Here is a 26,452-nt window from a genome sequence, read left to right as displayed (position 1 = left end):
TTTGTACCTTTTTCGGCGCTACCGCCCCCCCTCTTTTATGGCCCGTAACATTTCCCGTTTGCCTGGAGCACCCGGCGCTTTCTCTATAGAAAATCCCAACGCTTTCATGGATCTCTTCAGGTTCCCGGTAATCGCATAGGTAACAAAGACACCCCCCGGGTTTAAAAAGGAACATATGTGTGCCAGCGACTCGTCAGTCCACATCTCCGGCTGATGGATAGCAGCAAAAGCATCAAAATAAACGACATCAAATGTTCTGTCGGAACGGAATGCCAGTAGCTCTTGATGGGCCACAGCTAATGTAACCCCTTCCATAAAATACACATCCTCGCGCAGCGATGTTTCGTAGCACCGTCTAAAAGCGTCCCACGTTTCGCCGGACACAAAGCGGTCGTATCCGGTTTCAAAAATAATGGAAGGCGGCAAAGGATATGCCTCGATTCCGCAATATTGTAGATTTAGGTCGTGCTGCCGAACAAAATCGGCCGACAACAAGAAGTTCAATCCTGTGCCAAACCCTACCTCTAAAACGGACGCCGACGCCTTCCCCTCCTTCTGCAGGTAAAAGTCCAGTCCCGAGTGCAGAAACACATGCCGGCTTTCCTGCAGCGCCCCATGCTTAGAATGATAATGTTCTCCAACTTCGGGATGATATAATGTCGATGAACCGTCTCCGGTAACTACAAACTCCATAGATTATTTTCTAAAGTACATATATGCACGGCAAAACCGCGCTTTGCCCCCAAACTGATTTTCGTCGAAAGCATATATTTATTTTTACAAAAATAGCATAAAAGCCGTTTGGTTCGACAAGTCGCGCGCACGACTGTTACATGTACCAGATAAGATTTGGTATCCCCTGCTCGGTTCGTTTTGTAAAAATTAACTTAAAATTAGCAAAGGCGGGGCTCTTATCTATTAGCAACTTAATTATATTAGCACAGCAATTGAATTAAATAGACATGAACAGAGAACGCCATATCATCTTAGCCGAAGTTATATGACGGCTAAAATACGATACATCTCATGGAAATGGCGTATTTTTTTTGGGGGGGATTGCGGTATCATCTACCTTAAAGGAGATCACATGGCCAAAACCTCTCTTGACGGTAGCTCTGCTTACCAACTTGATGAACCAATCTCTATCGGTGAGGATTAGAGAAACGGTAGTTTTAATGTGATATCCTCACTCATGAATATGGACGTTATCTCCAACAGCAAAATGGACGTGCAACAATATTAAAACGCTTACCTCGGAAATCAACTTTTTAAATTCAGACGCATATGGTCAAGTTCGAATTACTTATTCTGAAACAACAAATTATATTTCTCCCTATAGAGGATAACGATTGCCAAGTGTTGACTAATAGAAATGACACCATGAGGTAGAAGATAAACGGTCGAACTAAATATTACAACACTAAAAACTAGTAATTTTCAAGCACTTCTGTGATGAGAAAAAAAATATCGCTGCTTTTAATCATCTTCTTGTTTTCTATTTGTTCTTCGGTAGGACAATCCGTTGACCAATCGAAAAATATGACCAGCATCCGTATTTCCATAGCGAACACCAGCAACAACCCTCATTTTTCTAAGCAAGAAAAATTGAAGGAAATATGGGGGGTATTCCGAAACGACAAGCTCCATGAAGTACGATTACGCTACCAAGAGCTTGATAGTGAAGCTTGGAACAGTGAATACTACGACATGAATTTTGAGGGCGATCTATATGTATTCAAAAATAAATATAAAAACAGTATTCGCTTCTTAGAACCCAAAATAGATATCCAGCAGATTTATGGAAAGAAAATAGAATGCCCAAACAGTAAACAACTTAAAACAATTATTCGCAAAGATTCTGTGATATTTAATTTTAAACTGGAATGTTTGGGAAACGATATCCAAAGAGACATCCCTGTTCGTACAGACTTGGGAGTACCGGCAAAATATGCCGGCGATTTGAAAAAGCTCTGTTCTGCAATAGAAAAACAGATTGCCGAAATCAGTTCTGTAGCAAATATTGATTCAATTGTTGTTTTTCGTGGCGTAGTTGATGTGAGTGGCGATATGAGTAGTTTGATTCTAGAGGCTGGTGAGCAATCAGTGTTCTCCGATGCTGTAAGATATGCTCTAAATTCTCCACAACGGCCAAAAAAATTGAGAGAGCCTAAATTGTGGGTACCTGCTAGAATAGAAAGGGGGCCAGTGAAATCCAACATTAGGATTTATGCTAGGCTTAATAAAGGCGGAAGCGTTACGGTTTCGACAACTCGTTTACTAGGAACAATTTCTGTTTGGGAATAGTGTAGATCGTACACAGCGATAGGTATTATAAGAACTTAGCTAACAACTATAAATGGATATCATGAAAAAAATAATTTCAATCTCCTATTTCTAAACGCTGCCTGGTCCCACACGGGGAATCTGCTTTTAGCCAACTGATTACTGACTGAAAATACAACCAAATCTCATTTGCGTTTGGCTGTTGTTGTTTTGTTCTGCTTGCAACTAACGAGTTCAGGGCTTGGCAAGGGCGGGGATTTTCGACGAAAATCTCCAACCGAAGCGTTTTCCCCCGCTCTTGCAAAACCCTTGTTAGGCGTGGTTATTTATTTGCTTTGTCGATGGTAATTGTCAACTTGTTTTTCTTTTCTTCTATGTTCACAGTTTGTCCTTCCTTGAATCCTAATCTGTCAAGCCATTTTCCTTCAAGTCTGATTTCAGGAATAGTAGTTGTCATTCCGTAAGCCCTTGCTTGGTGCTTAGTATGAATTTTTAGTTTTCTTGAATTTGTCATCGTCATATAATTATATGACAAATGTAGATATTTATTTTTATTTGTCAATCTTTTATATGACAAAACTGTCAGCAAATTAGCTGACATTTATTCCGTGACTAGAGACAAGTTAAAGAAAGAGTTAGGTAAGCGAATTGTCGAGCTTCGTGAACAAAAGGGTTGGAGTCAGTCCGACTTGGCGAGAGCTTGCAATAAAGACCGTCAGGCTATTGAAAAGCTAGAAAACGGAAAAGTCAACCCGACACTTTATACGTTGCTTGAAATTGCCAACGCCCTAGATATTTCATTGTCTAAGCTGGTTGATTTGTCTTGATTAGTGGACATTCTAGAGTTTAAAATCAACATTTTTTAAATACTCATCAAGTGTAATCTTACTTTCGTCAAGAAGGTCGGTTTTTATATGAACTAAAGTCAGCAATGTCCTGTCAGGGTTCAGGTCGGAATGTTGTTGTTTAGATTTATCTTTCATATAATGGTATACATCAGCCGGATAATAATCGAAGTTGGGCCAACAGCTATCTGCCATTTGCTATCTGCTATCTGCCAACAGCATTTCTTTGAAAATTAGCTTTGAATGTCTACTTTTAGCAAAATTTATATGGGCAAGATTCTCGAAAATTATGGAAGCTTACTTCTTCTGCTCGTGGGCATCACGTTGGGCAGTATCGTTGGTCTATGGCTTCCCAGCTGGGTGGACTACCTGAAACCGCTGGGCGACATTTTCCTTAACTTACTTTTTGTCTCCATCATCCCTTTGCTGTTCTTTGCGATCACCTCGTCGGTAGCCAATATTGAAGGCGAAAATAAGCTTGGCAAAACCATCGGCATTATGGGATCCGTCTTCTTGATCACGATAGTCATCGCCTCGGCCGCCACGGTTATTGCCCTTTACCTTTTTCCCGTAAATGCAGGCATGGCTCCTGCCTCGGCGGTGGCCAATCCGCTCGAAGACAGCGACGCCACCTGGGGCGACCGCATGGTGAGTTTCCTGACCGTCAATGAGTTCAACAACCTGCTATCCAGACAGAGCATACTTGCTTTTGTTATCTTTTCTTTTTTGGTAGGGATCTCTGCTAGGCGGGCGGGAGATAAATCCAAAGCATTCATCGCTTTCACCAATGCCGCTAATGAGGTCATGAAACAGCTTCTTCTCCTCCTTATGAAAGCCGCTCCGATCGGCCTCGGTGCATATTTCGCCTATCAGGTAAAAACGCTGGGGCCTCAGCTCTTTGGCTTCTACGCCAAGCCCATGGCTCTTTACTATACCTTCGGAATTTTCTTCTTTTTGGCATTCTTTACGCTATATGCTTTTATCGCATACGGTAAAAAAGGACCCGCCGTATTTTGGAAAAATAATATCGTCCCTTCTTTAACGGCGCTGACCACATGCAGCAGTTTAGCAACCATGCCGGCAAACCTCGTTGCCGCAAAAAAAATAGGCATCCCGCCGGCCATCGCCAACGTGGTCATTCCCCTCGGAAACACCTTGTATAAGAATGGCTCCGCTATTTCGTCTATTCTCAAAATTTATGTAGCGTTTTCCCTCTTAGGGTGGAACTTTTTCGAAGCCACGACGATTGTGACCGCTATCGGGATCACCGTTCTGGTGACTATCGTTGCCGGAGGGATTCCGAATGGTGGATATATCGGCGAAATGTTGATGATTTCGGTATATAGCCTGCCTGTCGATGCCATCCCGGCTGTTATGATCATCGGTACACTGGTGGATCCACTGGCAACCATGTTGAATGCCACGGGTGATACCATCGCGGCCATGCTAGTAACACGTTTCTCTAAAGAGCCATTCGTTCCACAGGAGGAAGAGCCCGCTTAGCCTTTGTAATATTCTTACCATAATGGTACCGGATAAACTTAGGAAGCTTGCCATCCACCACATAAATTACTGGAAGAGCCCGCTTAGCCTTTGTAATATTCTTACCATAATGGTACCGGATAAACTTAGGAAGCTTGCCATCCACCACATAAATTACTGAAGAACAATCCACTATAATTTCCAATCCGATTAAATAGAACGTTTCTAAATAACAGCAGATACTTGACAAATTGCTCCCTTGTAAAAGCATTTCGTAATTTTGTACTCAAATTTTAAATAGCTGTTCATGCGCGCGTGTATAATGTTAAAAACGCTTTACTGCGCTCCAGCTCAGTTTTAAAAAATAGCATAAGGAATATCCTTCGCGTACGACATGCTTGCCGCTGATTTATACAATGGATATTTTTATTTGGAGATAATACTATGAAGAAAAGTTCCATCATCTTAATCGTAATCATTGCTGTTGCCATCGCTATGATTTTGGTCATCTACACCGATTCAAGCACATACTCCACATTCACGGAGGCTAAGGATAAAAAGACTGAGCTCTATGTAGTGGGTGTGTTGAATAAGGAGAAGGCCTTACACTACGATCCTGTCAAAGATGCAAACCACTTCTCGTTTTACATGTATGACAACGATAGCACCGAGTGCCTCGTCGTGTTCAATGGCTCAAAACCGCAGGACATCGAACGGTCAGAGCAAATCGTCCTGACAGGAAAGATGGAAGGTGATGTCTTTCACGCAAGTAAGATATTGATGAAATGCCCATCAAAATACAATAAAGACCAGGTGGAAGTTATCGAAACGACAGCTTCCTTAGGCAGGCAACCGGTGCTCTAAAAGCGGAGAGCGGAACATATAGAAGTTTGTTGACTTTTACTTTGATTTTTTAATTTATCATACATGGACGTTAACTACGTTGGTGAAAACCTCCTGCCGGGGAAAATCGGGCAGTTTTTTGTTATACTTTCCTTTGGGGCGGCACTCTTATCTTTTATCAGTTATTTCTTTTCGACACGGGAGCCGGAGATTAAATCCTGGAAGACGCTTGGCCGGCTGGGATTTTGGCTGAACGCCGTTTCCGTCGTGTGTATCGGATCGCTGTTATTCTATATTATATACAACCATCTTTTTGAATATCACTACGCTTGGTCCCATTCGTCCAGAACCTTGCCCACCCATTATATCATTTCTTCTTTTTGGGAAGGGCAAGAAGGTAGCTTTTGGTTATGGATGTTCTGGCAGGCCGTGCTAGGCGGAATACTACTCTTTAAAGCCAAAAGCTGGGAATCTCCAGTGATGACTTTTGTTATGCTCTGCCAAACTTTCCTAGGTTCTATGCTTATCGGCGTGGAGATCTTCGGAAGCCGCGTCGGCAGTTCTCCCTTCATCCTCCTGAGAGACGCGCTGAATGCACCGATTTTCAAAGATCCCAACTACCTTTCGATGATTGCCGACGGTAGCGGATTAAATGCCTTACTACAAAACTACTGGATGGTCATACACCCGCCTACCCTGTTTCTAGGCTTCGCCTCTATGATTGTACCTTTCGCCTACGCTGGAGCAGGGCTCTGGACAAAGCGGTACAAAGAGTGGATGACTCCCGGATTGCCGTGGTCGCTTTTCGCTGTCATGATCTTGGGGGCGGGCATCATCATGGGGTCATTCTGGGCATATGAGGCGCTGAACTTCGGCGGCTTCTGGGCATGGGATCCCGTGGAAAACGTGTCTATCATTCCTTGGCTGACACTGATAGCGGCGGTGCACGTCATGCTTGCCTACAAGAATTCCGGACATGGTTTCTTCACGGCTACTTTTCTTGCTTTGATCAGCTTTGTTTTGGTGATCTACGCCTCCTATCTGACAAGAAGTGGCATCCTTGGTGAAACGTCCGTGCACTCCTTTACGAGTTTGGGCATGTCGGGACAGCTTATTGTTTTTAACCTTACATTTCTGGCCGTGATGATCGGGCTGCTGGTATGGCGGTACAGGGAGATGCCTTCTTCGAAACAGGAAGAAGATATCTACTCGCGCGAGTTCTGGCTATTTATCGGAGGACTCGTGTTGACCGTAGCGTGTGTGCAGATGATTGCCACGACGTCAATCCCGGTTTTTAATGCGCTTTTCGGCACAAATGTCGCGCCGCCGGTCGACCCGATACCGCACTACAACAAGTGGCAGGGTGCGTTTGCCGTAGTGGTGATGCTGCTAACCGCCTTCACACAATTTCTTAAATACAAAAAAACAGATTCCCGCAAGTTTTGGGCCTCTACGCTCGCTTCGTTGGTCATTGCCCTGCTTTTGACGGCGGCCATCGTATACTTCACAAAGATATACAGCAATGCCATGTATATCCTGCTCACATTGACGTGTACCTTCTGCCTACTGGCCAATATCCGCATTTTGGGCGATGCGTTAAAGGGTAAGTGGCGCCTGGCCGGCTCGGCGGTATCGCATATCGGATTTGCGTTATTACTCCTAGGAGCGCTGATTGCCGCCGCTACAAACGAGGTTATCTCCATAAATAACTCAGGATATATTCAGGTCGCAGGTTTCGATCAAGTTGAAAAATCTGGGGAAAACCTGTTCTTGACAGAAGGGGAGCCTGTACAGATGGGCGACTACCGCATAACCTATATAGGCGACAGCGTAGCACCACCTAACGTATATTACAAAATAAAATATGAACGGGTCGACGAAGAGACTGGCAAGATAACGGAATCCTTTGTACTTAGTCCGTTTGCCCAAAACAACCCCGACATGGGTGGTTTAATAGGTACACCGGCCACACGGCACTACCTGACCCATGATATTTACACCCTTATTACAGCTGCAGCTTCTGACTCCCAAGCTAAGGCAGCCCATATCCCTGAAGAGGAAAAAACGGGTTACGAAGACTACGACGAACCGGCAACTTATCAAGTGAGTATAGGTGATACCCTCCGTTATCGGAACGGATTTTATGTCGTCGAAGGTGTCAACAAAAACGCAACGCTAAACAATATCCCGAAAGGTCCCGAAGACCTGATCGTCGGCCTGAAAATCAAGGTCGTGTCGGCAGACGGCAAGACATATAATGTGGAACCGATATTCCTGATTAAAGATGGCCACACCTACGACTTCAACAAAGATGTCAGTGAACAAGGGCTGCGCTTCCGCTTCACCAACATTTTGCCAAAAGAAGATAAATTGGAAATCATGCTCTACCAAAAGCCGCTTCCCGAAAAAAAATGGGTGGTTTTCAAGGCTATCAAGTTTCCGTATATCAATTTCTTCTGGGCAGGAACGATAATTATGACGATCGGTTTTATCATGGCGATCTACCGTCGAGTTAAGGATTCGCGGATTGCCAAGCGAAAAGTAAGATCATGAACATCGTTCTTCTAGGCAGCGGAAACATAGCAACACATCTCGGGAGAGCATTCCACGGCCTGGGACATCGCGTCTTACAGGTATTTAGTAGAAATCAGGTCAATGCAATAGCATTGGCCTCCCTGTTGGAAAGCTCTCCTATTACGGCGCTGGGGGATATGGACCAGACAGCTGACCTGTATATCCTCGCCGTTGCCGATCACGCTATTGCTCATGTTGCCCAGCAGCTTCCGTCCTCGCTAAAAGGCATTGTCGTGCATTGTTCGGGAGCAACCGATATATCCCTTTTAAGCCGATTTACGGCTTTTGGCGTGATATACCCGCCACAAAGTATGCACAAACATAGTGAGGTACGCATAGACCAAATTCCGTTCGGCGTAGAAGGTAACGACGCCGGCACCACGGCTCTATTACTTCGACTTGCGCAAACCCTCTCGTCACAAGCTTTTCTATGCGACAGCCGCCAAAGGCTGGCATTGCATACGGCGGCTGTATTTGCGAATAACTTTACAAATGCGCTATATGGTATAAGCTACAACATCCTGACGGCGCATAAACTGTCTTTTGACCTACTCAAACCCATAATCGTTGATACGGCGCTGAAGATACAGCACCATCTTCCCCATGAGGTGCAAACCGGACCCGCCGTGCGGGGCGACTACGAAACTATAGAAAAGCATTTGCAGTTTCTTAGCGAAAATCCGCTTTGGCTCAAAATATATCAACAACTCACCGAAGAAATAACAAGAACAAAAGAATCCTAGCGAATTTCTTGTTAAAAAAATAAATCGTCACCGGATTTCGTTCTTTCTTCCGATTACACCGATAAGTTTCTAATTTTGTACAAACTACACGGTTATGGTTATAAGACCTTCTACACACGTCCCCCTTTTGAATGGCTCGCCTTTTGCTAGCTTATAAAGGCTTATGGCCTCTGAATCCTGAAATAAACAGTATTTTTACATATCATCATGGCAGTTAGAAAACTAATTCTCGCGACAATAGTTATCATCAACCTGATCATCATCTCTTTTGGCATTATCTTTACACCACGTTGGTTCTGGTTACTTCTTATACCATTTCCGCTGATGATTCTGGCCTTTTACAACAGTGTCCAAACAAAACATGCGATTCTGCGTAACTACCCTATTTTGGGTTATTTCCGCTTTTTTTTCGAGAGTATCCGTCCCGAAATGCGACAGTATTTCTGGGAGTCCGATACGGATGGTCGTCCCTTTAACAGACGTCAGCGTTCGATTGTGTACCAACGGGCCAAGAACGAACGGGAGACCGTAGCCTTCGGTATGCAATCCGATCCACAGGCCGTAGGCAATGAATGGGTTGCCCATTCGGTATTTCCCTGCCACATTGAAAATCATGACCTTCGGACGACCGTTGGAAATCACCTTTGTAAGCAGCCGTACAGCCTCAGCGTATTCAATATATCTGCAATGAGCTACGGTGCGTTAAGTAAAACCGCGATCACTGCGCTCAACAAGGGGGCTGCCCTGCAAAATTTTGCCCATAATACGGGTGAAGGTGGAATTAGTCCTTATCATATAAATGGAGGAGATCTTATTTGGCAGATCGGTACGGGGTACTTCGGATGCCGCAATGAAATGGGGATGTTTGATGCGGAGCTATTCGCTGAGAAGGCCACACGGCCGTATGTGAAGATGATCGAGCTTAAGCTTTCCCAAGGCGCCAAGCCCGGGCACGGAGGTATTCTTCCTGCCGCAAAGAATACCCCTGAGGTCGCTGCAATACGTCACGTCGTCCCCGGTACCGATGTCATGTCGCCACCTGCACATAGCGCATTCCATTCGCCCGAGGAGATGATGCATTTTATCCAGAAGCTTCGTGAGCTGTCGGGATATAAGCCTGTCGGATTTAAAATATGTATCGGCGACAAGCAAGAGTTTATCGACATCTGTCATGCCATGTTAACCACGCAGATATTTCCGGACTTCATTGCGATAGACGGGTCCGAAGGCGGTACTGGTGCTGCGCCGCTCGAGTTTACCGATAACATCGGCATGCCGTTATACGATGCGCTTTCTTTTGTAACTACCACTTTAATTAAGTTTGGAGTCAAAAAACATATCAAATTGATCGTATCCAGTAGGATCGTCACCGGTTTTGACCTGTTGAAAGTCATTGCCCTAGGCGCTGACGCCTGTTACAGTGCGCGCGGTATGATGTTTGCCTTAGGATGTATTCAGGCCCTGAAATGCAACGAGGATGTATGCCCCGTCGGTGTCGCCACACAGCGCCCCCATTTGTATAAGGCGCTCGACGTACAGGACAAATATATCCGCGTGGCACAATTTCACCGGAACACGTTACGTGCTACCGTAGAGATCATGGAAGCTTGTGGATTTAAAACATTAGATGACGTGTCGGCTGACAAGTTTTTCCGAAAAGTTGACAACGTGAACACGCTTAGTTTCCAGGAAATCTATTTTAAGGATACGGGCAAGCTGGTTAATAGCCACAGTGCTTTTGAACCTCAGGAAATATAATAATAAGCCAATGGCTGATGGCTATTGGCTCTAAGCTATTTGCTATCTGCTAATGGCTATAAGCTATTCGCTATCAGCTATCAGCTAATGGCTCTAAGCTATCCGCCATCAGCTATCTGCCATCTGCCATCAGCTATCTATTTCAGGTTACTATATAGAACTTCCAGTGTGTTTTTTGCCCTGACCATTTCCTGGTAGTCCAAGCCTTCTAACGCCTGGTCAATTGTACGTCTTGCCTGCCGCAGACACCCTTCCCGAAGCTGCCGCCCCTGCTTCGTCAAAAAAATAAGATTAGAACGCTTATCTTGTTTATCGTTAACACGCATGACAAGCTTGAGCTTCTCCAAATTATTTATTAATCGTGAAACGCTCGGTTTGTCGCGAAACGTCAGGCACGCAAGCTCCTGTTGGGTACGCCCTTCCTCGATCCAAAGATAATACAAAAGGGACCATTGTTCAGACGTTATGCTGATTCCTTCTTCCTTTAAATTTCGCTGTAATCTTCTCGCCAAGGCAGCTGTTGCCTTCCCCGTTAGGAATGAAAAAAACTCGTCGGCATATTCAAAATTTGTAGCCATATTGGTAATATTTAGGTTAGTTGTTTATACAAACAAAATAAAAAACGGTATATAATACAAATAAAATTTGATTTTTCACGTTTTTTGCTAAATTTACGGATATGGAAAACTTCTTACCGGCGTTATTGATTATTGGTGGTATCGTTTATAAAATATACACCGAATTTCAAAAGGAGCAGGAGAAAGCGCGCCAGAGACGGCCGAATGTTCCAACTCCTGAACGCGCGGTCGCACAACAACCTGCGCCGTCCCGTCCATCCGCACCTCTTCCCGACCCGGTAGCTAGACGCGCAGAACAAGCAGAAGTACCACAAGAAGTATGGAAGGAAAGGGGAAAAAGAAAGAAAAGGCTACAGGAAATACCAGCGGTCAAGCCATTGGAGCCCGAGGAGGGCACGGCAGCCCAGCCGGCGTTCGATTTACGTCAGGCTATCATCCAGTCGGCCATTTTAAACCGTCCCCAGTTTTAGCTTCGCTTTGTTCCGGCCGGTTTTCGGATGCTAAAAGCCGTTGCCATCTACACGTCTTTGTTACATGGAAAAGTGGTCGGCATCCTTTAAGAAAGGAAAGTTCTCCCTTGCTTTAAGCAGTTCGGCAGGATGAATGGTAAATGTGTAAAGGTCTTCATCTTCCGGCTTATAGTAAACGACGTCGCCCATTGGGGAGATACACATGGATCCGCCAGAGTAGTAAATCTCATTTCCGTCGTATCCAACGCGGTTTACGCCAATAACATACGCCTGATTTTCTATAGCCCGGGCCGGAATGAGTGCACGCCAATGTGCAGAACGTTTATCCGGCCAGCTTGCCGTATACACCAAAAGGTCGTATGCCCCTCCTAGATTGCGTGACCACACAGGAAAACGCAAATCGTAGCATATCATCGGACACACCTTCCAACCTTTTAATTCCAATACAATCCGCGACTTTCCGGGAGTGAAGACCTTATCTTCGTTGGCCATCCCAAAAAGATGTCGTTTGTCGTAATGGACAAAACTGCCATCAGGCGACATCCAGACAAAGCGGTTGTAATAATGTCCGTCTTCTTCGATAATTAAAGAGCCCGCCACGACACAGCCGTAGGCTTTGGCATGTTCATACATCCAATGCATAGTCCGGCCATTCATTGTTTCCGCACATTTCTCAACGTGCGTAGTAAACCCCGTGTTGAACATTTCGGGCAATAGGATCAAATCCGTTTTTTCCTTTAGTCCGGACAGACGCAAGGAAAGATTATTCAAATTTTTCTCTACGTTTTCCCAAAATAAGTATGCCTGGAATACTGTAATCTTTATCGGCTCCATATCTCCCATTCCCAATCGCTGAATTAAATTGTTTTTTAAAATTGATGTGTGGACAAATTAACAAAAAACTAGTACTTAATCAATTCTTGACAAGATATTCCTACTGAACACGGTTCATCAATGCATCGGCTAACGAAAAAAGAGACTGTTTTCTCTCTTCTTCGAGCCGGATTGCCTTTAGCTTGTCGTAAGCAATAGTCGTAAATTTCTCCTTTTGATATATTGCTAACGCTTGAATATCATATTTAGCGTACAGCGCCTTCATTTTTTCCACTTTTTGCGGCTTAATCTCTCCGTCATCCGCCAATAGATGTTCAAGTTTTCTACGGTCATCACCAAGGATAAGTTCGTGGAGCTTGATATACAGAATAGTCTTTTTGTTTGCGAGGATATCACCTCCTACTTGCTTTCCAAAGGTTTCGGGATCTCCATAAACGTCCAGAATATCGTCCTGCAATTGAAAAGCGATACCGAGGTTCACTCCAAACTCGTAGATCAACGACTGCGCTTCCCGGTCTGCGTCCGCAATGATTGCGCCCATTTGCAGCGCTCCACCCAGCAACACGGAAGTTTTAAGACGTATCATATCGATATACTCCGTCTCGCTGACTTCCCATCGCTTTTCAAAGTCCATGTCGTATTGCTGCCCCTCGCAAACTTCAAGTGCCGTTTTATTAAAGATCTGGAGCAATGCAGGGATCTTATCCGGCGGGCATTTGGCAAGCTCTTCGTAGGCCTTCACCAGAAGAGCGTCGCCCGAAAGTATAGCCACACTGTCGTCCCACTGCTGATGTACCGTGGGACGTCCTCTGCGCAGAGGAGCCTTGTCCATTATATCATCGTGAATTAATGAGAAATTGTGAAAATACTCTATAGCTACGCTGGCCGGCAATGCCGATGTAACCGCGTCTTCACGGAACAGCTCGGCGCCCATCAGGACCAGTAACGGCCGGATCCGCTTACCCGACAGCGACATAATATATCGGATAGGATCGTACAGATTACTTGGGCTATGGGGAAGATTCCTGGCTTCTAAATACTCCTGAAAGACTTTTGCGTACGCTAATTCTTGAAACATAACTTAAAAATGATACGCGAAGATAAGGATTATAATCGTTCTACGCCAAGAGGCGCCAAATCCGATCTTTTACGGCAACACGCTTTACTTCAGAAATAGTATCTTTACAAAAACACCAGTTTCATGCGCGTTTTTATTATACACAATTTCTATCAACATGCCGGAGGAGAAGACGTTGTTTTCCGTCAGGAGGTTGCCGAGCTTTCGAAGCATCACGACGTCCACATCTTCACACGGGAAAACAAACGAGGTTTGAAGGGGATGATGCAGTTCCTGACCTATCCATTCAATTTTTTTGTCAGCCGGAAAATAGCTGCTGCCGCACGGGAGTTTAAGCCCGACGTGGTCCACATCCATAACCTGCATTACGCTATAGGACCATGGTTTATCCGTCCATTGGCCAAGATGGGCATACCGATTGTCCAAACGCTGCACAATTTCCGTCTATTATGTCCCTCTGCCAGTCTGTTCTTTCGCGGCTCTATTTTTACGGCCAGTTTAGATGAAGACTTTCCATGGACAGCTGTACGGCTAGGGGCGCTGGATGGGTCTATATTAAAAACTTTTTTAACGGGCTTTACGTATTGGGTTCACCGAAAGCTGGGGACGTGGGATAGAATCTCCCGCTTCATTGTGCTATCAACATTCGCGAAGTCGATGTTCCAAAAATCAAGCTTCCCCGCGCCGTCCGGTAAATTCGCTGTGCGGCCCAATGCGTTGGATGCCTACCCAAGACAGGAAAAAAGAACGGACAGATTCCTATATATAGGCCGTCTGTCGGAAGAAAAAGGTATCGCGCCTCTCCTAGCCGCTTTTGCCGACCTTCCGTTCACTATTGAGGTGTACGGAACGGGGCCCTTGCAGGATTTTGTAGAGGCGATGTCGAAGCAGAATGGACGCATACATTATCATGGTTTCCAACCACCGGAGGTATTGAGCTTGGCCATCAGCAAGGCCAGCGCACTCATTGTACCTTCGATATGTTACGAAGGGATGCCCATGACCGTGATCGAAGCATTTGCACAAGGAACGCCTGTATTAGCGAGCAACATTGGTATTTTAGCTGAAATGGTCGTACCTTTACATACAGGAATGCATTTCGATCCTTTTGACCAAAGCCATATCCGGGCAACCGTGACGGCATGGGCAGACTTGGGATCAGAGGCGAAAAAAGGAATAGCAGAAAATTGTATAGCTGCTTATAAACGACACTACACACTGGAAAAAAATATGGATCGTTTGGTAGCTATCTACGAAGAGGCAATACACACAAAGAAAAGACAAGCGCAATGAGTATCATAATCATGGATAAGCTAAATCTCGCCAAAGAGATTCAGGCACAACTGGAAACCGTTTATGACCCGGAACTAAGGCCTGCGAATATCGTCGACCTTGGTCTCGTTTACGAGATCATCACGAAAGAAGATGGTACGGCTAAAATCGTCATGACGTTAACGGCGCCGGGCTGTCCGGTCGCAGGGGAGATCATGAACGAGGTACAAGAAAAGGTCGGCAGCATAGCCGGTATAAAGGAGGCTCTGGTAGAGCTTACCTTTGACCCGCCCTGGACAAAAGACATGATGAGCGAAGAAGCGAAGTTGGAACTCGGCTTTTTATAAAGGCCGCTATTGTTCTTCACTTTTTATTTCGGACTTTAATTTGACCGACTCTTCCAATTGTGCCAACGTCTTTTTCGGTTTGGTGGCGGCGTCGTTCTTTCCAAACAACGCGTTCCAGAGATTTCTGGACTCCTTAGTTAGCAAGGGCGAAACCACCGAAAGGATCAATACGTAGACAACAACGAACGATTGTACGACCGGCAGCAGCCCTCCGGCCTTACCGATGTTGGCCATAATAATGGAAAATTCGCCCCGTGCCGAGAGCGTGAATCCTATATCAAAGGAAGATTTGGGCTTTCTTCCCGAAAACCTCGCCGCAAAATAACCGGAGGCAACGTTACCAAGTATGGTAACCAACGCTGCCAACGCTGCCCAGCCTACAGCTCCGCCGAGGGTATACATATCGATGGAAAGGCCAAAGCTGAAGAAAAACATAGCACCGAAAAAATCCCGATAAGGAGATATCATTCCTTCGATCTTTTTGATATACTTCGAATCGGCAAACACCAGTCCTGCCATCAGCGCGCCGATGGCTTCGGCTACGTGGATGGTCTCCGAAAACCCAGCTATAATAAACAGTAAACTAAATACGACCAAGATAAAAAGCTCGGACGACTTATCCTGCAGCAGCCGGTCGATAGACGGCACCAACTTCCTTCCCAGCACGAGGAAAGCTAAAATAAATCCCAATGCCAGCAAAGAGGTCCCTGCGACCGACCAAAACGATGATCCCCCTGTCAGGATCAGTCCGGAGAGGAACGAGATATGCATCGCTATGAAGAGATCGTCGAACATGATCATTCCCATAATGATCTCGGTCTCGGGATTTGCTGTCCGCTTCAGGTCCGTGAGTACCTTTGCGACAATTGCGGTAGAAGAGCTGGTCATCACGCCACACAGCACCATCTTCTCCTTGAACGGCATATCCATCAGCCACCCTATGAGCAGCCCTGCAAGGAAATTCAGCAAGACATAGATAGATCCGCCGGTGACGATCGATTTCCCTGACTTCATCAGCCTCCCAACAGAGAACTCCAGACCTAGATAAAACAAGAGAAAAAGTACGCCCAGCCGCCCCATGAAATCGATAAACGGCTTACTTTCGGCGAACGTCAGATCGACAAGGCCGAACTGTGGTGCATGTTGTCCTAACACCATGCCTATAATAATGAAAAAAGGAATTACAGAAAACCGTAACCGGTCCGCCAATAGGCCCACCGACGCGACCAAAAACACCGCGATTCCGACTTCCAATACCAAGGTTGGTGATAACATAAGCTTAAATTAATATTTCCTTTAACAACTTTATATTTGCTTTTTTACCGGCCACCACCAGTGTTGTCCCCGGCTTAATCACGTATTCCGGCCCTGGGTTAATAAGGGTCTCCTCTTCGCGGATTGCGGCAATAATCGACGCCCCCGTCCGCTGCCGAACACCCAATTCGCCGATACTCTTGTTTACTCCGTCATTCGACTCGCCGACTTTATACCATTCAATGCGCAAATCGTCCAACGCGAATTCAATGGTCTCGAGCGCTTTGGGTTTATAAGATAACCCGCCGATAATGCCCGCAACCTGACGGGACTCTTCATCCGAAAGTGTCATGACACAGTGGGTTTCGCTGTCATCATCTTCAGATCGATACAACTCCCGCTTTCCATCGTCATGGATCACGACCACCATGTTATCGCCCGCTTCGGTCTCGATTTGATATTTTTTCCCAATACCAATCAAGTCACTTTCTCTAACTATAGACATAGCAATTCTTTTTGATTTCGTATGTTGCGTAAATACGCAATGTGTTGTTATACAAACCTAAATAAAATGCGCCGAATTCACAAACACCGTAATATAAAAACTATGGGTAATTCGCGAAAGAGCTCGTTACATCCGCCTTCCATCCGCCTCCCGTCGGCGAACCCTTTTTATAGCCGAAATTACTGAAAAATATTTACAAAAACTTGCTTACCGCCTAGCCTTAATCCCGTCGCAAGGATTATCTTTGTGTATACACTATCCAATATAAAATGAAAAGAACAAGCTTACTGTTTCTATTACTGATCGTTTCGGCGACGGCCGTGCTTGCGCAAAAGGCCACCTATACCGTAGACACTAAAACGACGTCCCTAACGTGGGCTGCGAAGAAAGTAGTTGGAGGCCACGAGGGCACTATCCTACTGCAACAGGGAACAATCCAAGTGGAAAAAGGCAAAATTGTCGGAGGAGAATTCACTGTCGACATGGAATCTTTGGTATGTACCGACGCACCGAAAGTCGCGGGACACCTAAAAAACGAGGACTTCTTTGATGTCTCCACTTACCCAAAAGCTACGTTTGTTATCACTCGTGTCGACTATAAGCAAGCCGTTCCGACGATTACCGGCAACCTGACGATAAAGAACATCACGAAACCCATTTCATTTCCTGCTAGGGTCGTGTCATTAACCGACAAGACGCTCGAGGCCGAAGCGCAGGTCAAAGTGAACAGGCTCGACTTTGACATTAAATATCGCTCGGCAAGTATCTTTTCGGGCCTCGGCGACCGCGCTATCGACGACGAGTTTACGCTGAACATCTTGCTAAAAGGAGCACGATAGCCGCAGGAGCAGAGGACGATCCCAGTGGAGGGAAGAGATGCGAGGTGCGAGACAAATGGAGGACTGCGCACCTCCACCTGTGCATGGGAATCCGATCGCCATCTTTTTGGGATCTGGCGTTGTAAGAATGCATCTAAAAGCCTTCTTTTTTGCTGTCATCCCCAGCCATTTTGGAAAATTGCGCGCTATTCGTCCTTTATACCGTAGACATCCGACCGCTACGGGGTCCTTTTAGTCGACTTCAGATTTATAACCTCATACTTGCCCGACGTCTACAACTTTATGCGTACCGTCCGCCCGTTGCTCCCCACGCCCTATAGCAATACTTTTGGAGTGATAGAAAAGATAAATCCATCCGTCTTCGCGGCCCTCAACCCAATACTGCTGACGCAGATCTCTCGCCAAACGCCCGTCGTAGTCATACTTGGCAATAAAATTTTTGAAGATCTCTTCCGGCTCGGGAAGTACGTCGCCGCCGAAGAAATAATGTTCGCCGCCGCAGCGGATGTGGAATGCTTGATGATACGGTGTATGAGCACCGTTCAAGACGTATGAGATCTGCTTGTTTACGGCCCCTTCACCCTCAACAAGCAGCAGGTTTCCACTACGTTGTAACACATCGAATATTTCTGTTCGATAGGACGAGCTTTCGCCGCTAAACGCGTGCTCCCATTCGCCCCGTTGTATAATGTATTCAGCATTTGGAAAAGCGACCCTTGCGCTACCGTCGCTAAAATCGACCATGCCGCCCGCATGATCTTTGTGCAGGTGCGACATCAAGACATATCGCACATCTGCCGGATCGAAGCCCCGTTTGCGTATGTTATGGTGTATCAGCAGCTCCTCCCCATGGCGGAACCCCAGTCCCGTATCACACAAAATTAAACCATCGTCCCCTACAATCAAAAACGGGTGAACATGTACAAAAATAGATCCTTTCCGTTGTGTCGGATCATCCTTTTTTGGATCGAAAGGAACGAATGCTTTTGATGCATCAACAGAGAACGACCCCTCATATAGAGAATATGCCTGAACCATTTTTATTTCCACTATAAGTATGTAATTCACAAGATCTTCGCTATCCGACCTCGACATTACATTAGGTAAACCAATTTACAAAACGTATATTTACACGTTATTACACGTGCAAAGATATGCAAAAAAGGTGGGTCGTAAAGCCGAAAAATGATGTTAAAAAGATCGACAAACTGCGCAATGAACTGGGGATAAATCCTGTTATTGCAGACTTGCTCTTAAACCGGAACATCAGTACTTTCGAGCAGGCAAAACGTTTTTTCCGCCCTACGCTGGAGATGCTTCATGACCCCTTTTTGATGCGGGACATGGATAAAGCGATTACCCGTATTGAGCGCGCCATCGGCAACAAGGAGAAGATTCTAATTTATGGCGACTACGACGTGGATGGAACCACGGCCGTATCTGTTGTCTACAGTTTCTTCCGCGATTTTCACTCCGGACTGGAGTTTTATATTCCGGACCGTTATCTGGAAGGATATGGCATCTCCACCAAAGGAATAGATTACGCGGCAGAAAACGGTTTTACCCTCATTATAGCCTTGGACTGTGGAATTAAAGCCATTGAGAAGGTCAACTATGCGAAGTCAAAAAACATCGACTTTATAATAGGCGACCATCATCTGCCCGGCGCCACGATTCCCGACGCCATTGCAGTATTGGATCCGAAGCGCCTCGATTGTCCCTACCCCTACAAAGAGCTGTCCGGATGTGGAATCGGCTTTAAGCTGATCCAGGCGTTTATCCAAAAAAATGGAATGGACATACAGCTTGCCTATCAATATCTGGATCTGGTTGCTGTGAGCATCGCTTCCGATATTGTCCCGCTTACAGGTGAAAACCGCATTCTTACACATTTCGGCTTAAAGAAGTTAAATACGAATCCGAGCTGTGGCCTACAGGCTTTAATCAATCTGTCATCCAATAAAACGGGGCAGTTCTCCGTCAACGACATTGTCTTTCAGATTGGTCCGCGCATCAATGCTGCCGGCCGTATAGAACACGCCAGAGATGCTGTTAAGCTCCTCATCTCGAAGTCGCTGCAAGAGGCGAAAGCCTATTCCGCGACGGTAGACGACCAAAACAATCTCAGGAAGGACTTCGACCTCAGGATTACCGAGGAAGCGCTGGAAATTATTAATGGGGACGAACGCTTAAAGCAACGAAAGTCTACCGTGCTGTTCAAAGAAGACTGGCATAAGGGGGTGATCGGCATTGTGGCTTCCCGGCTTACAGAAAAATATTATCGACCTACTGTTATATTGACGCAGACCAACGGGCATATCGCCGGCTCCGCGCGGTCGGTTCTAGGATTTGACCTGTACGAGGCGCTAAGTGAGTGCAGCGACCTGCTCGAGCAGTATGGAGGGCACAAATATGCTGCGGGACTGACTATGCGGCTGGAAAATGTCCCTGCTTTTCAGGAGCGCTTTGAACTGGTTGTCAGCAACAGCATTAAACCGGAAATGTTGCAACAGGAGGTGCTCATCGAGACCGAAATAAGCCTTAGCGGCATTGACGCAAAGTTTTACCGTATCCTCAAGCAATTTGAACCCTTTGGACCTCAAAACGAAGCCCCAATATTGCTGACGCGAGGTGTACGCGGTAACGGCTACATTGTGGGCTCAAATCATATAAAAGTAACGGTTACGCAAGGAGACTCCGCTGCCTTTGAATGTATTGGCTTCGGACTCTCCAGCTATATCGATTATATAAACAGTGGGCAGGCTTTTGATATCTGCTACACCATCGAGGAAAATAACTGGCGCGGCAAGAGGAACTTACAACTAAATATCAAAGCCATCCGTTTTTAATACGCTTTTTGCTGCGGCGTACAGCTGTACGCGAAGAATGGTCGGTATTGCGAACTGTGTCAAAATGAATTTATTTTGCTGTCCTCTGCCATTGAAAGTTTATTTATAGAGGAAATTATATAAGTTTGTGTCAAGAAAGGATAAGAGAAGCACATGATTTTAAAGGCCGAGCATTTAATAAAGAAGTATAAACAGCGTACGGTTGTTAACGATGTTTCTTTCCATGTAGAACAAGGCGAGATTGTAGGACTACTTGGCCCGAATGGAGCGGGCAAAACGACGTCGTTTTACATGATTGTGGGCCTTATAAAACCTAACGATGGACATGTCTTCTTAGATAATCAGGAGATTACACAAGATGCTATGTTTCAGCGGGCACAGAAAGGCATCGGTTATTTGGCACAAGAGGCTTCTGTTTTCCGCAAGCTGTCGGTGGAAAACAATATCCTTGCCGTGCTTGAGATTCATTATCCGAATAAGGAGGAGCGTTTGGCAAAACTAGAGGAGCTGCTTACGGAGTTCAGCTTACATCGCGTCCGGAAGAACCGTGGCGATCTGCTGTCTGGGGGAGAAAGGCGACGTACCGAGATCGCGAGGGCGCTGGCGGCTAATCCGCATTTTATTTTGCTCGACGAACCTTTTGCAGGGGTCGACCCCATAGCGGTAGAAGAAATTCAAACCATTGTATCCAAATTAAAACGCAAAAATATAGGTGTTTTAATCACTGACCACAATGTTCAGGAGACCCTCTCTATAACGGACCGGGCGTATCTTCTGACAGAAGGAAAAATTATGTTAACCGGTACGCCGGAAGAAATAGCCGACAATGAGCTGGCCCGTAAATTCTACCTCGGGCGCCACTTCGAACTTAGAAGGAAAAAATTATAAACTAAGGGATAGCATCTTCACACTATGGAACTACTCAATTCTCTTTTCACGTGGATTATGAAAAAGCGCATTCATCAAATTGAGCTTTTCATGAAATATCCCCATGACGTACAGGAGGAATGGTTCCAAAGCCTGATATCGACGGCCGAGGCTACGGAGTGGGGGAAAAAATACGATTACAACAGCATCCTGACTCCTGCAGAATATAAGAGCCGCGTCCCCATTCAGGACTACGATGATATCAAAGTTTACGTAGATCGTATGATTAAGGGCGAGCAGAATCTCGTGTGGCCGTCCGACATAAAATGGTTTGCCAAGTCGTCGGGTACGACGGCAGACCGCTCTAAATTCATACCTGTAAGCATGGAGGCGCTCGAAGATTGCCACTATCAGGGGGGCAAGGACATGTTGTCCATCTATTGCCATAATAAGCCTGATAACAAGGTGTTTACCGGAAAATCCGTCGTCATCGGCGGCTCTTCGCAGATCAATAATTTTAGTCCCGACTCGTACTATGGCGACTTATCGTCAATTCTTATCCGGAATCTGCCCTTTTGGGCTGAATTTAAGCGGACGCCCAACCTTGAGGTCACTTTAAACCCGAACTTCGAAGAGAAGATCGAACAAATTGCGCAGATCACGGTGAAGGAGAATGTCACCAGTTTAGCCGGTGTCCCAACATGGAATATCGTGATGGCCAAGAGAATTCTGGAGATAACAGGGAAAGATAACCTTCTGGAAGTATGGCCAAACCTCGAGTTCTATGGCCACGGAGGAGTAAGTTTCAAACCCTACCGCGAGCAGTTTAAAGCACTGATTCCGTCGGATAACATGTACTATCTCGAGAACTATAATGCATCCGAAGGTTATTTCGGCTTACAGGACCGGTCGGACTCAGAGGATCTCCTCCTGATGCTCGACTACGGCATTTACTACGAGTTTCTTCCTATGGAACATGCCCATGAAGAGCATCCCAAGACGTTGGGACTCGACGAAGTGGAACTGGGGAAAAACTATGCTTTGATAATTTCTACGAATGCCGGTCTTTGGCGCTATAAGATCGGCGACACGATTAAGTTCACGTCGTTATCTCCTTACCGTTTTCAGATTTCGGGACGTACGAAGCATTATATTAATGCCTTTGGGGAAGAAGTTATCGTAGATAATGCGGAGCAGGCCTTATACACCGCCTGTAAAACCACGCAGGCAATCGTAAAGGACTATACGGCCGGGCCCGTCTACTTCCGTCAGGGACAAGCGGGCGCCCATGAGTGGATCATCGAATTCGAGCGGCTCCCCACAGACATACAGCTATTCTGCGACACGCTGGACAAGACGCTAAGGGAAATAAATTCCGACTACGATGCCAAGCGGTTTAAGGACATGGCGCTCGGAGTTCCTATCGTACATATCGCCGGTAAAGACACTTTCTATCGGTGGATGAAATCCCGGGGAAAGCTCGGTGGGCAGAATAAAGTCCCGCGGTTATCCAACGACCGAACCTATCTGGACGCCCTTCTACATCTGATGAATGGCTGATAAAACCACAACAATCCTTGTAATCTATTGATTCTTTTTTCTAAATTGCACGTTCTTAATTAACAAAGTAATGAGCGAGACGAATACCTTTTCCATTCGCGTAGAGCCAACGAAACACTCAAGACTCTCGCAAGTCGATTTCAACAATCTTAAATTTGGGCAGGCGATGTCTGACCATATGTTGGTAGCTAACTATGAAAACGGAGCATGGACGGACGTCAGCATTGTCCCTTATGGAGACCTGACCGTGAGCCCCTCTATGTCCGCATTACACTATGGCCAGGCCATCTTTGAAGGTATCAAGGGGTACAAATTTGAAGATGGGACGGTCAGTATATTCCGTCCGGACAAAAACTGGGAGCGATTCAACAAGTCGGCCAGACGTTTGCAAATGCCTGACGTTCCTGAAGAAATTTTCATCGGCGGGCTGAAGACGCTATTGGACATAGACCGAAACTGGGTTCCGTCGACGGAAGGGACGTCCTTATATATCAGGCCTTTCATGTTTGGGACCGAAGCCGCACTGGGAGTACATCCTTCTGCTTCCTATAAATTTGTCATTATTACCTGTCCTGTGGGCGCGTATTACAGCAAGCCGATCAGCTTAAAAGTGGAGACCTATTACACGCGGGCAGCTGAAGGCGGCGTGGGATTTTCGAAAAATGCCGGAAACTATGCGCTATCTCTGTATCCCACGCAGCTAGCTAATGAAGAAGGATACGACCAGATTATGTGGACGGATGCGGCAGAGCATAAATACATTGAAGAAGCTGGTACCGCGAATTTAATATTCCGCATTGGTGATACGATCATTACGCCGCATGGCGACACGATTTTACATGGTGTGACAAGAAGAACCATCATTGAACTGGCCGAAAAATGGGGATATAAAGCAGAACAACGCAAAGTGTCTGTGCAAGAACTCATAGAAGGAATAAAGAGTGGAGCTGTTTCTGAAGCATTTGCAGCAGGAACCGCAGCCACAGTAACACATATTTCAAAGATTGGGTTCGAGGGCCAAAACTACGAACTTCCACCCATTGAAGGCCGCGATTTCTCGAACAAAGTGCTTGATTATCTGAATCAGCTTCGTTACGGAAAAATAGAAGATCCGTTTGGCTGGAACTTTATCGTTTAGACATCGAATATTTTAGCAAATGGCTGTTGGCTTATAGCTTACAGCCATTTGCCATCTGCTATTAGCCATTAGCTTCCCTCAACGACTTTACATTTTAGAAGTTAGAAGTGAGAAGTCAGAAATTAGGAGTTAAGGGTTAGTTAGATCTTAACTTTACGAATCAGCAACTCAACGACTTTACAGCTTACAGCCATTTGCCATCTGCTATTAGCCATTAGCTATTAGCCATTAGCTTCCCTCAACGACTTTACATTTTAGAAGTGAGAAGTTAGAAGTCAGAAATTAGGAGTTAAGGGTTAGTTAGATCTCAACTTTACGAATCAGCAACTCAACGACTTTACAGCTTACGGCCATCCGCCATCTGCTATTAGCCATTAGCTTCCCTCAACGACTTTACATTTTAGAAGTTAGAAGTGAGAAGTCAGAAGTCAGAAATTAGGAGTTAAGGGTTAGTTAGATCTTAACTTTACGAATCAGCAACTCAACGACTTTACAGCTTACAGCCATCTGCCATAAGCTATCCGCCATCCGCTATCAGCCTCTCGCTTTACGACTTTACATCTTTACGACTTTTACCTTATGACTCGATGTGCTTTAAGATGCCTTCGATGTCGTCCGGCTGAAACCACGTGGTTCCACCGTATTTTTTAAACCATGTTATCTGACGTTTGGCATAACGCCGTGAGTTTTGCTTTATCTGAGTCACAGCCTCATTCAAAGTATGCTTCCCGTCCAAAAAATCAAAAAGCTCCGCATATCCAACAGTGAGTAGGGCCGGTTTATCACGATAGTCTTTCAGTGTCCGTACTTCGTCCAACAGCCCCGCTTCCATCATCTTATCCACCCGTAGGTTAATGCGTTCGTAGAGTCTCTCCCGCTCCATGTTGAGTCCGACAGCTATAGATTCAAAAGGCCTTTCGGATTGCGCCTTTATACGGAAGGAGGAAAAGGGCTGGCCTGTCGCTTCAAATACTTCCAACGCACGGATTACCCGTTGGGGATTCCGAATATCTGCCGAACCGTAATAGGCAGGATCCACCTCGCTCAAGCGACGCTGCAGCGGCTCAATCCCCTCTCGGGCAAACGTATCGTTTAGAGCCTCGCGGACCGCCGGCGGTGCTTTGGGAAGGTTGTCCAAGCCCTCACATACTGCGCGGATAAAGAGCCCGGATCCTCCCACCATGATTACCCGGTCGTGCTCTTTGAAAAGCGTATGTAATAGGCGCAACGCATCCCGCTCAAAGTCTCCTGCCGAATATTCTTCTTCTATGGAATGGGAGTCGATAAAATGGTGTTTGACTTCTATCAGCTCGGCAGCGTCGGGTTTCGCTGTACCGATGGACATCTCTTTATAAAATTGTCTGGAATCTGCAGAGATGATTTCTGTACGGTAATGTTTGGCTAAGGCAATGGCTAGTGCCGTCTTCCCCACGGCGGTTGGCCCTACTACAACAATCAGTTTTTTTTTCTTTGCGTCCATATGAAGAGATAGAAGTCGTCCGTAACAGTGTCATAGTATCCAGCAGTTGTATGACACTGTATGCGGGCGCACACATGCTAGAAAGAGGGTTACCTAAAAGCATCAGAAGATCCAACAACAATCTGCGTGCAGACGGCTATGCTTCCGGCTGACACCTTACCTGACGATCGTTGCCTTGCAACACCGGAAAAACGGTGTCTTACTTGTGGCAACGGTGTCCGGCTTTTTCCGACGCGGTGTTGCTAATATTCGTCCTCAAACCCATTCGATCCCTGTTTGCTTTCTTCGTCGCTCTCTTCTTCTTCGTCGTCAAACATATCGAATTCTTCCTCTTCGTCCACCCCGTATTCCGTATCATCCGTTGGAACATCGTCTTCATCGTCCTCATCATCGACGCCGCTGGACAATGGAAAATTCGCCGCTCCCATATTTTTAGGTGCTTCGCCTACCGACTTCGATATCAGCGGATACTCCTTACCTTCTTCTTCCTTTAGTATTTTGATAAGCTCAACGTGAAAATCATACGGCCGGTCGAAGTTGTATACATAGTAGAATTTCTGGTGGGGATCATCTATAAACTTACTCAAACGGATATCTTCCATCTTCAACACACCATCACTGATCTTCCGTTCTGTCGGCAACAACGCGATTTCGGTTCCTTTTTTCCATTGGTCGTTACTCACGTAAAACGAGGACGAAACGTCCGACCGGTATCCGGTCGAGCGATGGATAGCCTCGTGCAGTTCCAAAAAGGTACCTCTGGAAGGCATGTCGATCTCACGGTATATATCTTCGTAATCCTCAAAAGTCACTCGAAATCTGTAAATAGCCATTCTTAATATGTGTATAGTTT

The 26,452-nt window shown here is 45.8% G+C and carries 25 protein-coding genes; 15 read left to right on the top strand and 10 right to left on the bottom strand.

Going from position 1 to position 26,452, the window contains the following annotated elements:
* Positions 1-18: 18 nt before the first annotated feature.
* Positions 19-693: a tRNA (5-methylaminomethyl-2-thiouridine)(34)-methyltransferase MnmC2 gene (gene mnmC2, locus BC792_RS11765; RefSeq protein WP_148909206.1), complete on the bottom strand. Its 675-nt coding sequence runs from the start codon at positions 691-693 to the stop codon at positions 19-21.
* 759 nt (positions 694-1,452) lie between these two features.
* Here mnmC2 and BC792_RS11760 point away from each other — a divergent pair.
* Positions 1,453-2,304: a hypothetical protein gene (locus BC792_RS11760; RefSeq protein WP_148909205.1), complete on the top strand. Its 852-nt coding sequence runs from the start codon at positions 1,453-1,455 to the stop codon at positions 2,302-2,304.
* A gap of 301 nt (positions 2,305-2,605) precedes the next feature.
* Here BC792_RS11760 and BC792_RS11755 read toward each other — a convergent pair whose 3' ends face one another.
* Positions 2,606-2,797 carry a SymE family type I addiction module toxin gene (locus BC792_RS11755; protein WP_148909204.1) on the bottom strand — a complete coding sequence of 64 codons (192 nt, stop codon included), beginning with the start codon at positions 2,795-2,797 and terminating at the stop codon, positions 2,606-2,608.
* 94 nt (positions 2,798-2,891) lie between these two features.
* On the opposite strand from BC792_RS11755, the gene BC792_RS11750 reads away from it, so the two are divergent.
* The 6 genes from BC792_RS11750 (at position 2,892) to BC792_RS11725 (ending at position 10,528) form a co-directional block, all read left to right on the top strand.
* Positions 2,892-3,110, top strand: coding sequence for a helix-turn-helix domain-containing protein (locus BC792_RS11750; RefSeq protein ID WP_148909203.1), 219 nt, complete (start codon positions 2,892-2,894; stop codon positions 3,108-3,110).
* Positions 3,111-3,395: 285 nt separating this feature from the next.
* On the top strand, positions 3,396-4,631 hold the full coding sequence (locus BC792_RS11745) for a dicarboxylate/amino acid:cation symporter (protein WP_148909202.1): 1,236 nt from the start codon (positions 3,396-3,398) through the stop codon (positions 4,629-4,631).
* 423 nt (positions 4,632-5,054) lie between these two features.
* A complete protein-coding gene (locus BC792_RS11740; RefSeq protein ID WP_148909201.1) occupies positions 5,055-5,474 on the top strand; it encodes a cytochrome c maturation protein CcmE domain-containing protein in 420 nt (139 codons plus the stop codon).
* A 63-nt stretch (positions 5,475-5,537) separates the two neighbouring features.
* A complete protein-coding gene (ccsA, locus tag BC792_RS11735) occupies positions 5,538-8,006 on the top strand; it encodes a cytochrome c biogenesis protein CcsA (RefSeq protein ID WP_148909200.1) in 2,469 nt (822 codons plus the stop codon).
* Positions 8,003-8,770 (top strand): Rossmann-like and DUF2520 domain-containing protein, encoded by a 768-nt coding sequence (locus BC792_RS11730; RefSeq protein WP_148909199.1) that lies wholly within the window; start codon positions 8,003-8,005, stop codon positions 8,768-8,770. Before ccsA ends, BC792_RS11730 begins: the two co-directional genes overlap by 4 nt.
* A 207-nt stretch (positions 8,771-8,977) precedes the next feature.
* A complete protein-coding gene (locus BC792_RS11725; RefSeq protein WP_148909198.1) occupies positions 8,978-10,528 on the top strand; it encodes an FMN-binding glutamate synthase family protein in 1,551 nt (516 codons plus the stop codon).
* Between the two features lie 137 nt (positions 10,529-10,665).
* Here BC792_RS11725 and BC792_RS11720 read toward each other — a convergent pair whose 3' ends face one another.
* Positions 10,666-11,106: a MarR family winged helix-turn-helix transcriptional regulator gene (locus BC792_RS11720; RefSeq protein WP_148909197.1), complete on the bottom strand. Its 441-nt coding sequence runs from the start codon at positions 11,104-11,106 to the stop codon at positions 10,666-10,668.
* A 101-nt stretch (positions 11,107-11,207) separates the two neighbouring features.
* On the opposite strand from BC792_RS11720, the gene BC792_RS11715 reads away from it, so the two are divergent.
* Positions 11,208-11,576 (top strand): hypothetical protein, encoded by a 369-nt coding sequence (locus tag BC792_RS11715; protein WP_148909196.1) that lies wholly within the window; start codon positions 11,208-11,210, stop codon positions 11,574-11,576.
* 60 nt (positions 11,577-11,636) lie between these two features.
* Here the strand turns inward: BC792_RS11715 and BC792_RS11710 are convergent, their stop codons facing one another.
* Together BC792_RS11710 and BC792_RS11705 are read right to left on the bottom strand one after the other, a co-directional pair.
* On the bottom strand, positions 11,637-12,410 hold the full coding sequence (locus BC792_RS11710) for an amidohydrolase (protein ID WP_148909230.1): 774 nt from the start codon (positions 12,408-12,410) through the stop codon (positions 11,637-11,639).
* 100 nt (positions 12,411-12,510) lie between these two features.
* Entirely contained in the window at positions 12,511-13,488 is a 978-nt protein-coding gene (locus BC792_RS11705; RefSeq protein ID WP_148909195.1) for a polyprenyl synthetase family protein, read from the bottom strand.
* Positions 13,489-13,611: 123 nt separating this feature from the next.
* On the opposite strand from BC792_RS11705, the gene BC792_RS11700 reads away from it, so the two are divergent.
* Both BC792_RS11700 and BC792_RS11695 read left to right on the top strand, forming a co-directional pair.
* On the top strand, positions 13,612-14,781 hold the full coding sequence (locus BC792_RS11700) for a glycosyltransferase (protein ID WP_148909194.1): 1,170 nt from the start codon (positions 13,612-13,614) through the stop codon (positions 14,779-14,781).
* Positions 14,778-15,107 carry a metal-sulfur cluster assembly factor gene (locus BC792_RS11695; protein ID WP_148909193.1) on the top strand — a complete coding sequence of 110 codons (330 nt, stop codon included), beginning with the start codon at positions 14,778-14,780 and terminating at the stop codon, positions 15,105-15,107. The genes BC792_RS11700 and BC792_RS11695 overlap by 4 nt, the downstream gene beginning before the upstream one ends.
* 6 nt (positions 15,108-15,113) lie before the next feature.
* Here the strand turns inward: BC792_RS11695 and BC792_RS11690 are convergent, their stop codons facing one another.
* Both BC792_RS11690 and BC792_RS11685 read right to left on the bottom strand, forming a co-directional pair.
* Complete coding sequence (locus BC792_RS11690; protein ID WP_148909192.1) at positions 15,114-16,382, bottom strand: cation:proton antiporter; 1,269 nt, start codon at positions 16,380-16,382, stop codon at positions 15,114-15,116.
* A 4-nt stretch (positions 16,383-16,386) separates the two neighbouring features.
* Positions 16,387-16,866 (bottom strand): cation:proton antiporter regulatory subunit, encoded by a 480-nt coding sequence (locus BC792_RS11685; protein WP_148909191.1) that lies wholly within the window; start codon positions 16,864-16,866, stop codon positions 16,387-16,389.
* Between the two features lie 269 nt (positions 16,867-17,135).
* Here BC792_RS11685 and BC792_RS11680 point away from each other — a divergent pair, with 269 nt between their 5' ends.
* Complete coding sequence (locus BC792_RS11680; RefSeq protein WP_148909190.1) at positions 17,136-17,705, top strand: YceI family protein; 570 nt, start codon at positions 17,136-17,138, stop codon at positions 17,703-17,705.
* A 255-nt stretch (positions 17,706-17,960) separates the two neighbouring features.
* Here BC792_RS11680 and BC792_RS11675 read toward each other — a convergent pair whose 3' ends face one another.
* Positions 17,961-18,800 carry an MBL fold metallo-hydrolase gene (locus BC792_RS11675; RefSeq protein WP_246155016.1) on the bottom strand — a complete coding sequence of 280 codons (840 nt, stop codon included), beginning with the start codon at positions 18,798-18,800 and terminating at the stop codon, positions 17,961-17,963.
* Between the two features lie 59 nt (positions 18,801-18,859).
* Between BC792_RS11675 and recJ the strand changes: the two genes are divergently transcribed.
* From recJ to BC792_RS11655, 4 genes are all read left to right on the top strand, one after another.
* Positions 18,860-20,554: a single-stranded-DNA-specific exonuclease RecJ gene (gene recJ / locus BC792_RS11670; RefSeq protein ID WP_148909189.1), complete on the top strand. Its 1,695-nt coding sequence runs from the start codon at positions 18,860-18,862 to the stop codon at positions 20,552-20,554.
* A gap of 153 nt (positions 20,555-20,707) precedes the next feature.
* Entirely contained in the window at positions 20,708-21,442 is a 735-nt protein-coding gene (gene lptB, locus BC792_RS11665; RefSeq protein ID WP_148909188.1) for an LPS export ABC transporter ATP-binding protein, read from the top strand.
* 24 nt (positions 21,443-21,466) lie between these two features.
* Positions 21,467-22,981, top strand: coding sequence for a GH3 auxin-responsive promoter family protein (locus BC792_RS11660; protein WP_148909187.1), 1,515 nt, complete (start codon positions 21,467-21,469; stop codon positions 22,979-22,981).
* A gap of 70 nt (positions 22,982-23,051) precedes the next feature.
* Positions 23,052-24,119 carry a branched-chain amino acid aminotransferase gene (locus tag BC792_RS11655; protein ID WP_148909186.1) on the top strand — a complete coding sequence of 356 codons (1,068 nt, stop codon included), beginning with the start codon at positions 23,052-23,054 and terminating at the stop codon, positions 24,117-24,119.
* A 577-nt stretch (positions 24,120-24,696) separates the two neighbouring features.
* Here BC792_RS11655 and miaA read toward each other — a convergent pair.
* Together miaA and BC792_RS11645 are read right to left on the bottom strand one after the other, a co-directional pair.
* Positions 24,697-25,599, bottom strand: coding sequence for a tRNA (adenosine(37)-N6)-dimethylallyltransferase MiaA (miaA, locus tag BC792_RS11650; protein WP_148909185.1), 903 nt, complete (start codon positions 25,597-25,599; stop codon positions 24,697-24,699).
* 242 nt (positions 25,600-25,841) lie between these two features.
* Positions 25,842-26,432 (bottom strand): IS1096 element passenger TnpR family protein, encoded by a 591-nt coding sequence (locus BC792_RS11645; RefSeq protein ID WP_148909184.1) that lies wholly within the window; start codon positions 26,430-26,432, stop codon positions 25,842-25,844.
* Between the last annotated feature and the right edge of the window lie 20 nt (positions 26,433-26,452).

Source organism: Sphingobacterium allocomposti (assembly GCF_008124885.1).
In the GTDB taxonomy this organism is placed as follows: Bacteria; Bacteroidota; Bacteroidia; order Sphingobacteriales; family Sphingobacteriaceae; genus Sphingobacterium; species Sphingobacterium allocomposti.
This window is presented reverse-complemented; position numbering and strand designations above follow the sequence as displayed.

Bases quoted from the DNA above. Each gene is read 5' to 3' on its own strand.
- mnmC2 (WP_148909206.1), bottom strand. From the start codon at position 693: ATGGAGTTTGTAGTTACCGGAGACGGTTCATCGACATTATATCATCCC.
- BC792_RS11760 (WP_148909205.1), top strand. From the start codon at position 1,453: ATGAGAAAAAAAATATCGCTGCTTTTAATCATCTTCTTGTTTTCTATT.
- BC792_RS11755 (WP_148909204.1), bottom strand. From the start codon at position 2,797: ATGACAAATTCAAGAAAACTAAAAATTCATACTAAGCACCAAGCAAGG.
- BC792_RS11745 (WP_148909202.1), top strand. From the start codon at position 3,396: ATGGGCAAGATTCTCGAAAATTATGGAAGCTTACTTCTTCTGCTCGTG.
- BC792_RS11740 (WP_148909201.1), top strand. From the start codon at position 5,055: ATGAAGAAAAGTTCCATCATCTTAATCGTAATCATTGCTGTTGCCATC.
- ccsA (WP_148909200.1), top strand. From the start codon at position 5,538: ATGGACGTTAACTACGTTGGTGAAAACCTCCTGCCGGGGAAAATCGGG.
- BC792_RS11730 (WP_148909199.1), top strand. From the start codon at position 8,003: ATGAACATCGTTCTTCTAGGCAGCGGAAACATAGCAACACATCTCGGG.
- BC792_RS11725 (WP_148909198.1), top strand. From the start codon at position 8,978: ATGGCAGTTAGAAAACTAATTCTCGCGACAATAGTTATCATCAACCTG.
- BC792_RS11720 (WP_148909197.1), bottom strand. From the start codon at position 11,106: ATGGCTACAAATTTTGAATATGCCGACGAGTTTTTTTCATTCCTAACG.
- BC792_RS11715 (WP_148909196.1), top strand. From the start codon at position 11,208: ATGGAAAACTTCTTACCGGCGTTATTGATTATTGGTGGTATCGTTTAT.
- BC792_RS11710 (WP_148909230.1), bottom strand. From the start codon at position 12,410: ATGGAGCCGATAAAGATTACAGTATTCCAGGCATACTTATTTTGGGAA.
- BC792_RS11705 (WP_148909195.1), bottom strand. From the start codon at position 13,488: ATGTTTCAAGAATTAGCGTACGCAAAAGTCTTTCAGGAGTATTTAGAA.
- BC792_RS11700 (WP_148909194.1), top strand. From the start codon at position 13,612: ATGCGCGTTTTTATTATACACAATTTCTATCAACATGCCGGAGGAGAA.
- BC792_RS11695 (WP_148909193.1), top strand. From the start codon at position 14,778: ATGAGTATCATAATCATGGATAAGCTAAATCTCGCCAAAGAGATTCAG.
- BC792_RS11690 (WP_148909192.1), bottom strand. From the start codon at position 16,382: ATGTTATCACCAACCTTGGTATTGGAAGTCGGAATCGCGGTGTTTTTG.
- BC792_RS11685 (WP_148909191.1), bottom strand. From the start codon at position 16,866: ATGTCTATAGTTAGAGAAAGTGACTTGATTGGTATTGGGAAAAAATAT.
- BC792_RS11680 (WP_148909190.1), top strand. From the start codon at position 17,136: ATGAAAAGAACAAGCTTACTGTTTCTATTACTGATCGTTTCGGCGACG.
- BC792_RS11675 (WP_246155016.1), bottom strand. From the start codon at position 18,800: ATGTCGAGGTCGGATAGCGAAGATCTTGTGAATTACATACTTATAGTG.
- recJ (WP_148909189.1), top strand. From the start codon at position 18,860: ATGCAAAAAAGGTGGGTCGTAAAGCCGAAAAATGATGTTAAAAAGATC.
- lptB (WP_148909188.1), top strand. From the start codon at position 20,708: ATGATTTTAAAGGCCGAGCATTTAATAAAGAAGTATAAACAGCGTACG.
- BC792_RS11660 (WP_148909187.1), top strand. From the start codon at position 21,467: ATGGAACTACTCAATTCTCTTTTCACGTGGATTATGAAAAAGCGCATT.
- BC792_RS11655 (WP_148909186.1), top strand. From the start codon at position 23,052: ATGAGCGAGACGAATACCTTTTCCATTCGCGTAGAGCCAACGAAACAC.
- miaA (WP_148909185.1), bottom strand. From the start codon at position 25,599: ATGGACGCAAAGAAAAAAAAACTGATTGTTGTAGTAGGGCCAACCGCC.
- BC792_RS11645 (WP_148909184.1), bottom strand. From the start codon at position 26,432: ATGGCTATTTACAGATTTCGAGTGACTTTTGAGGATTACGAAGATATA.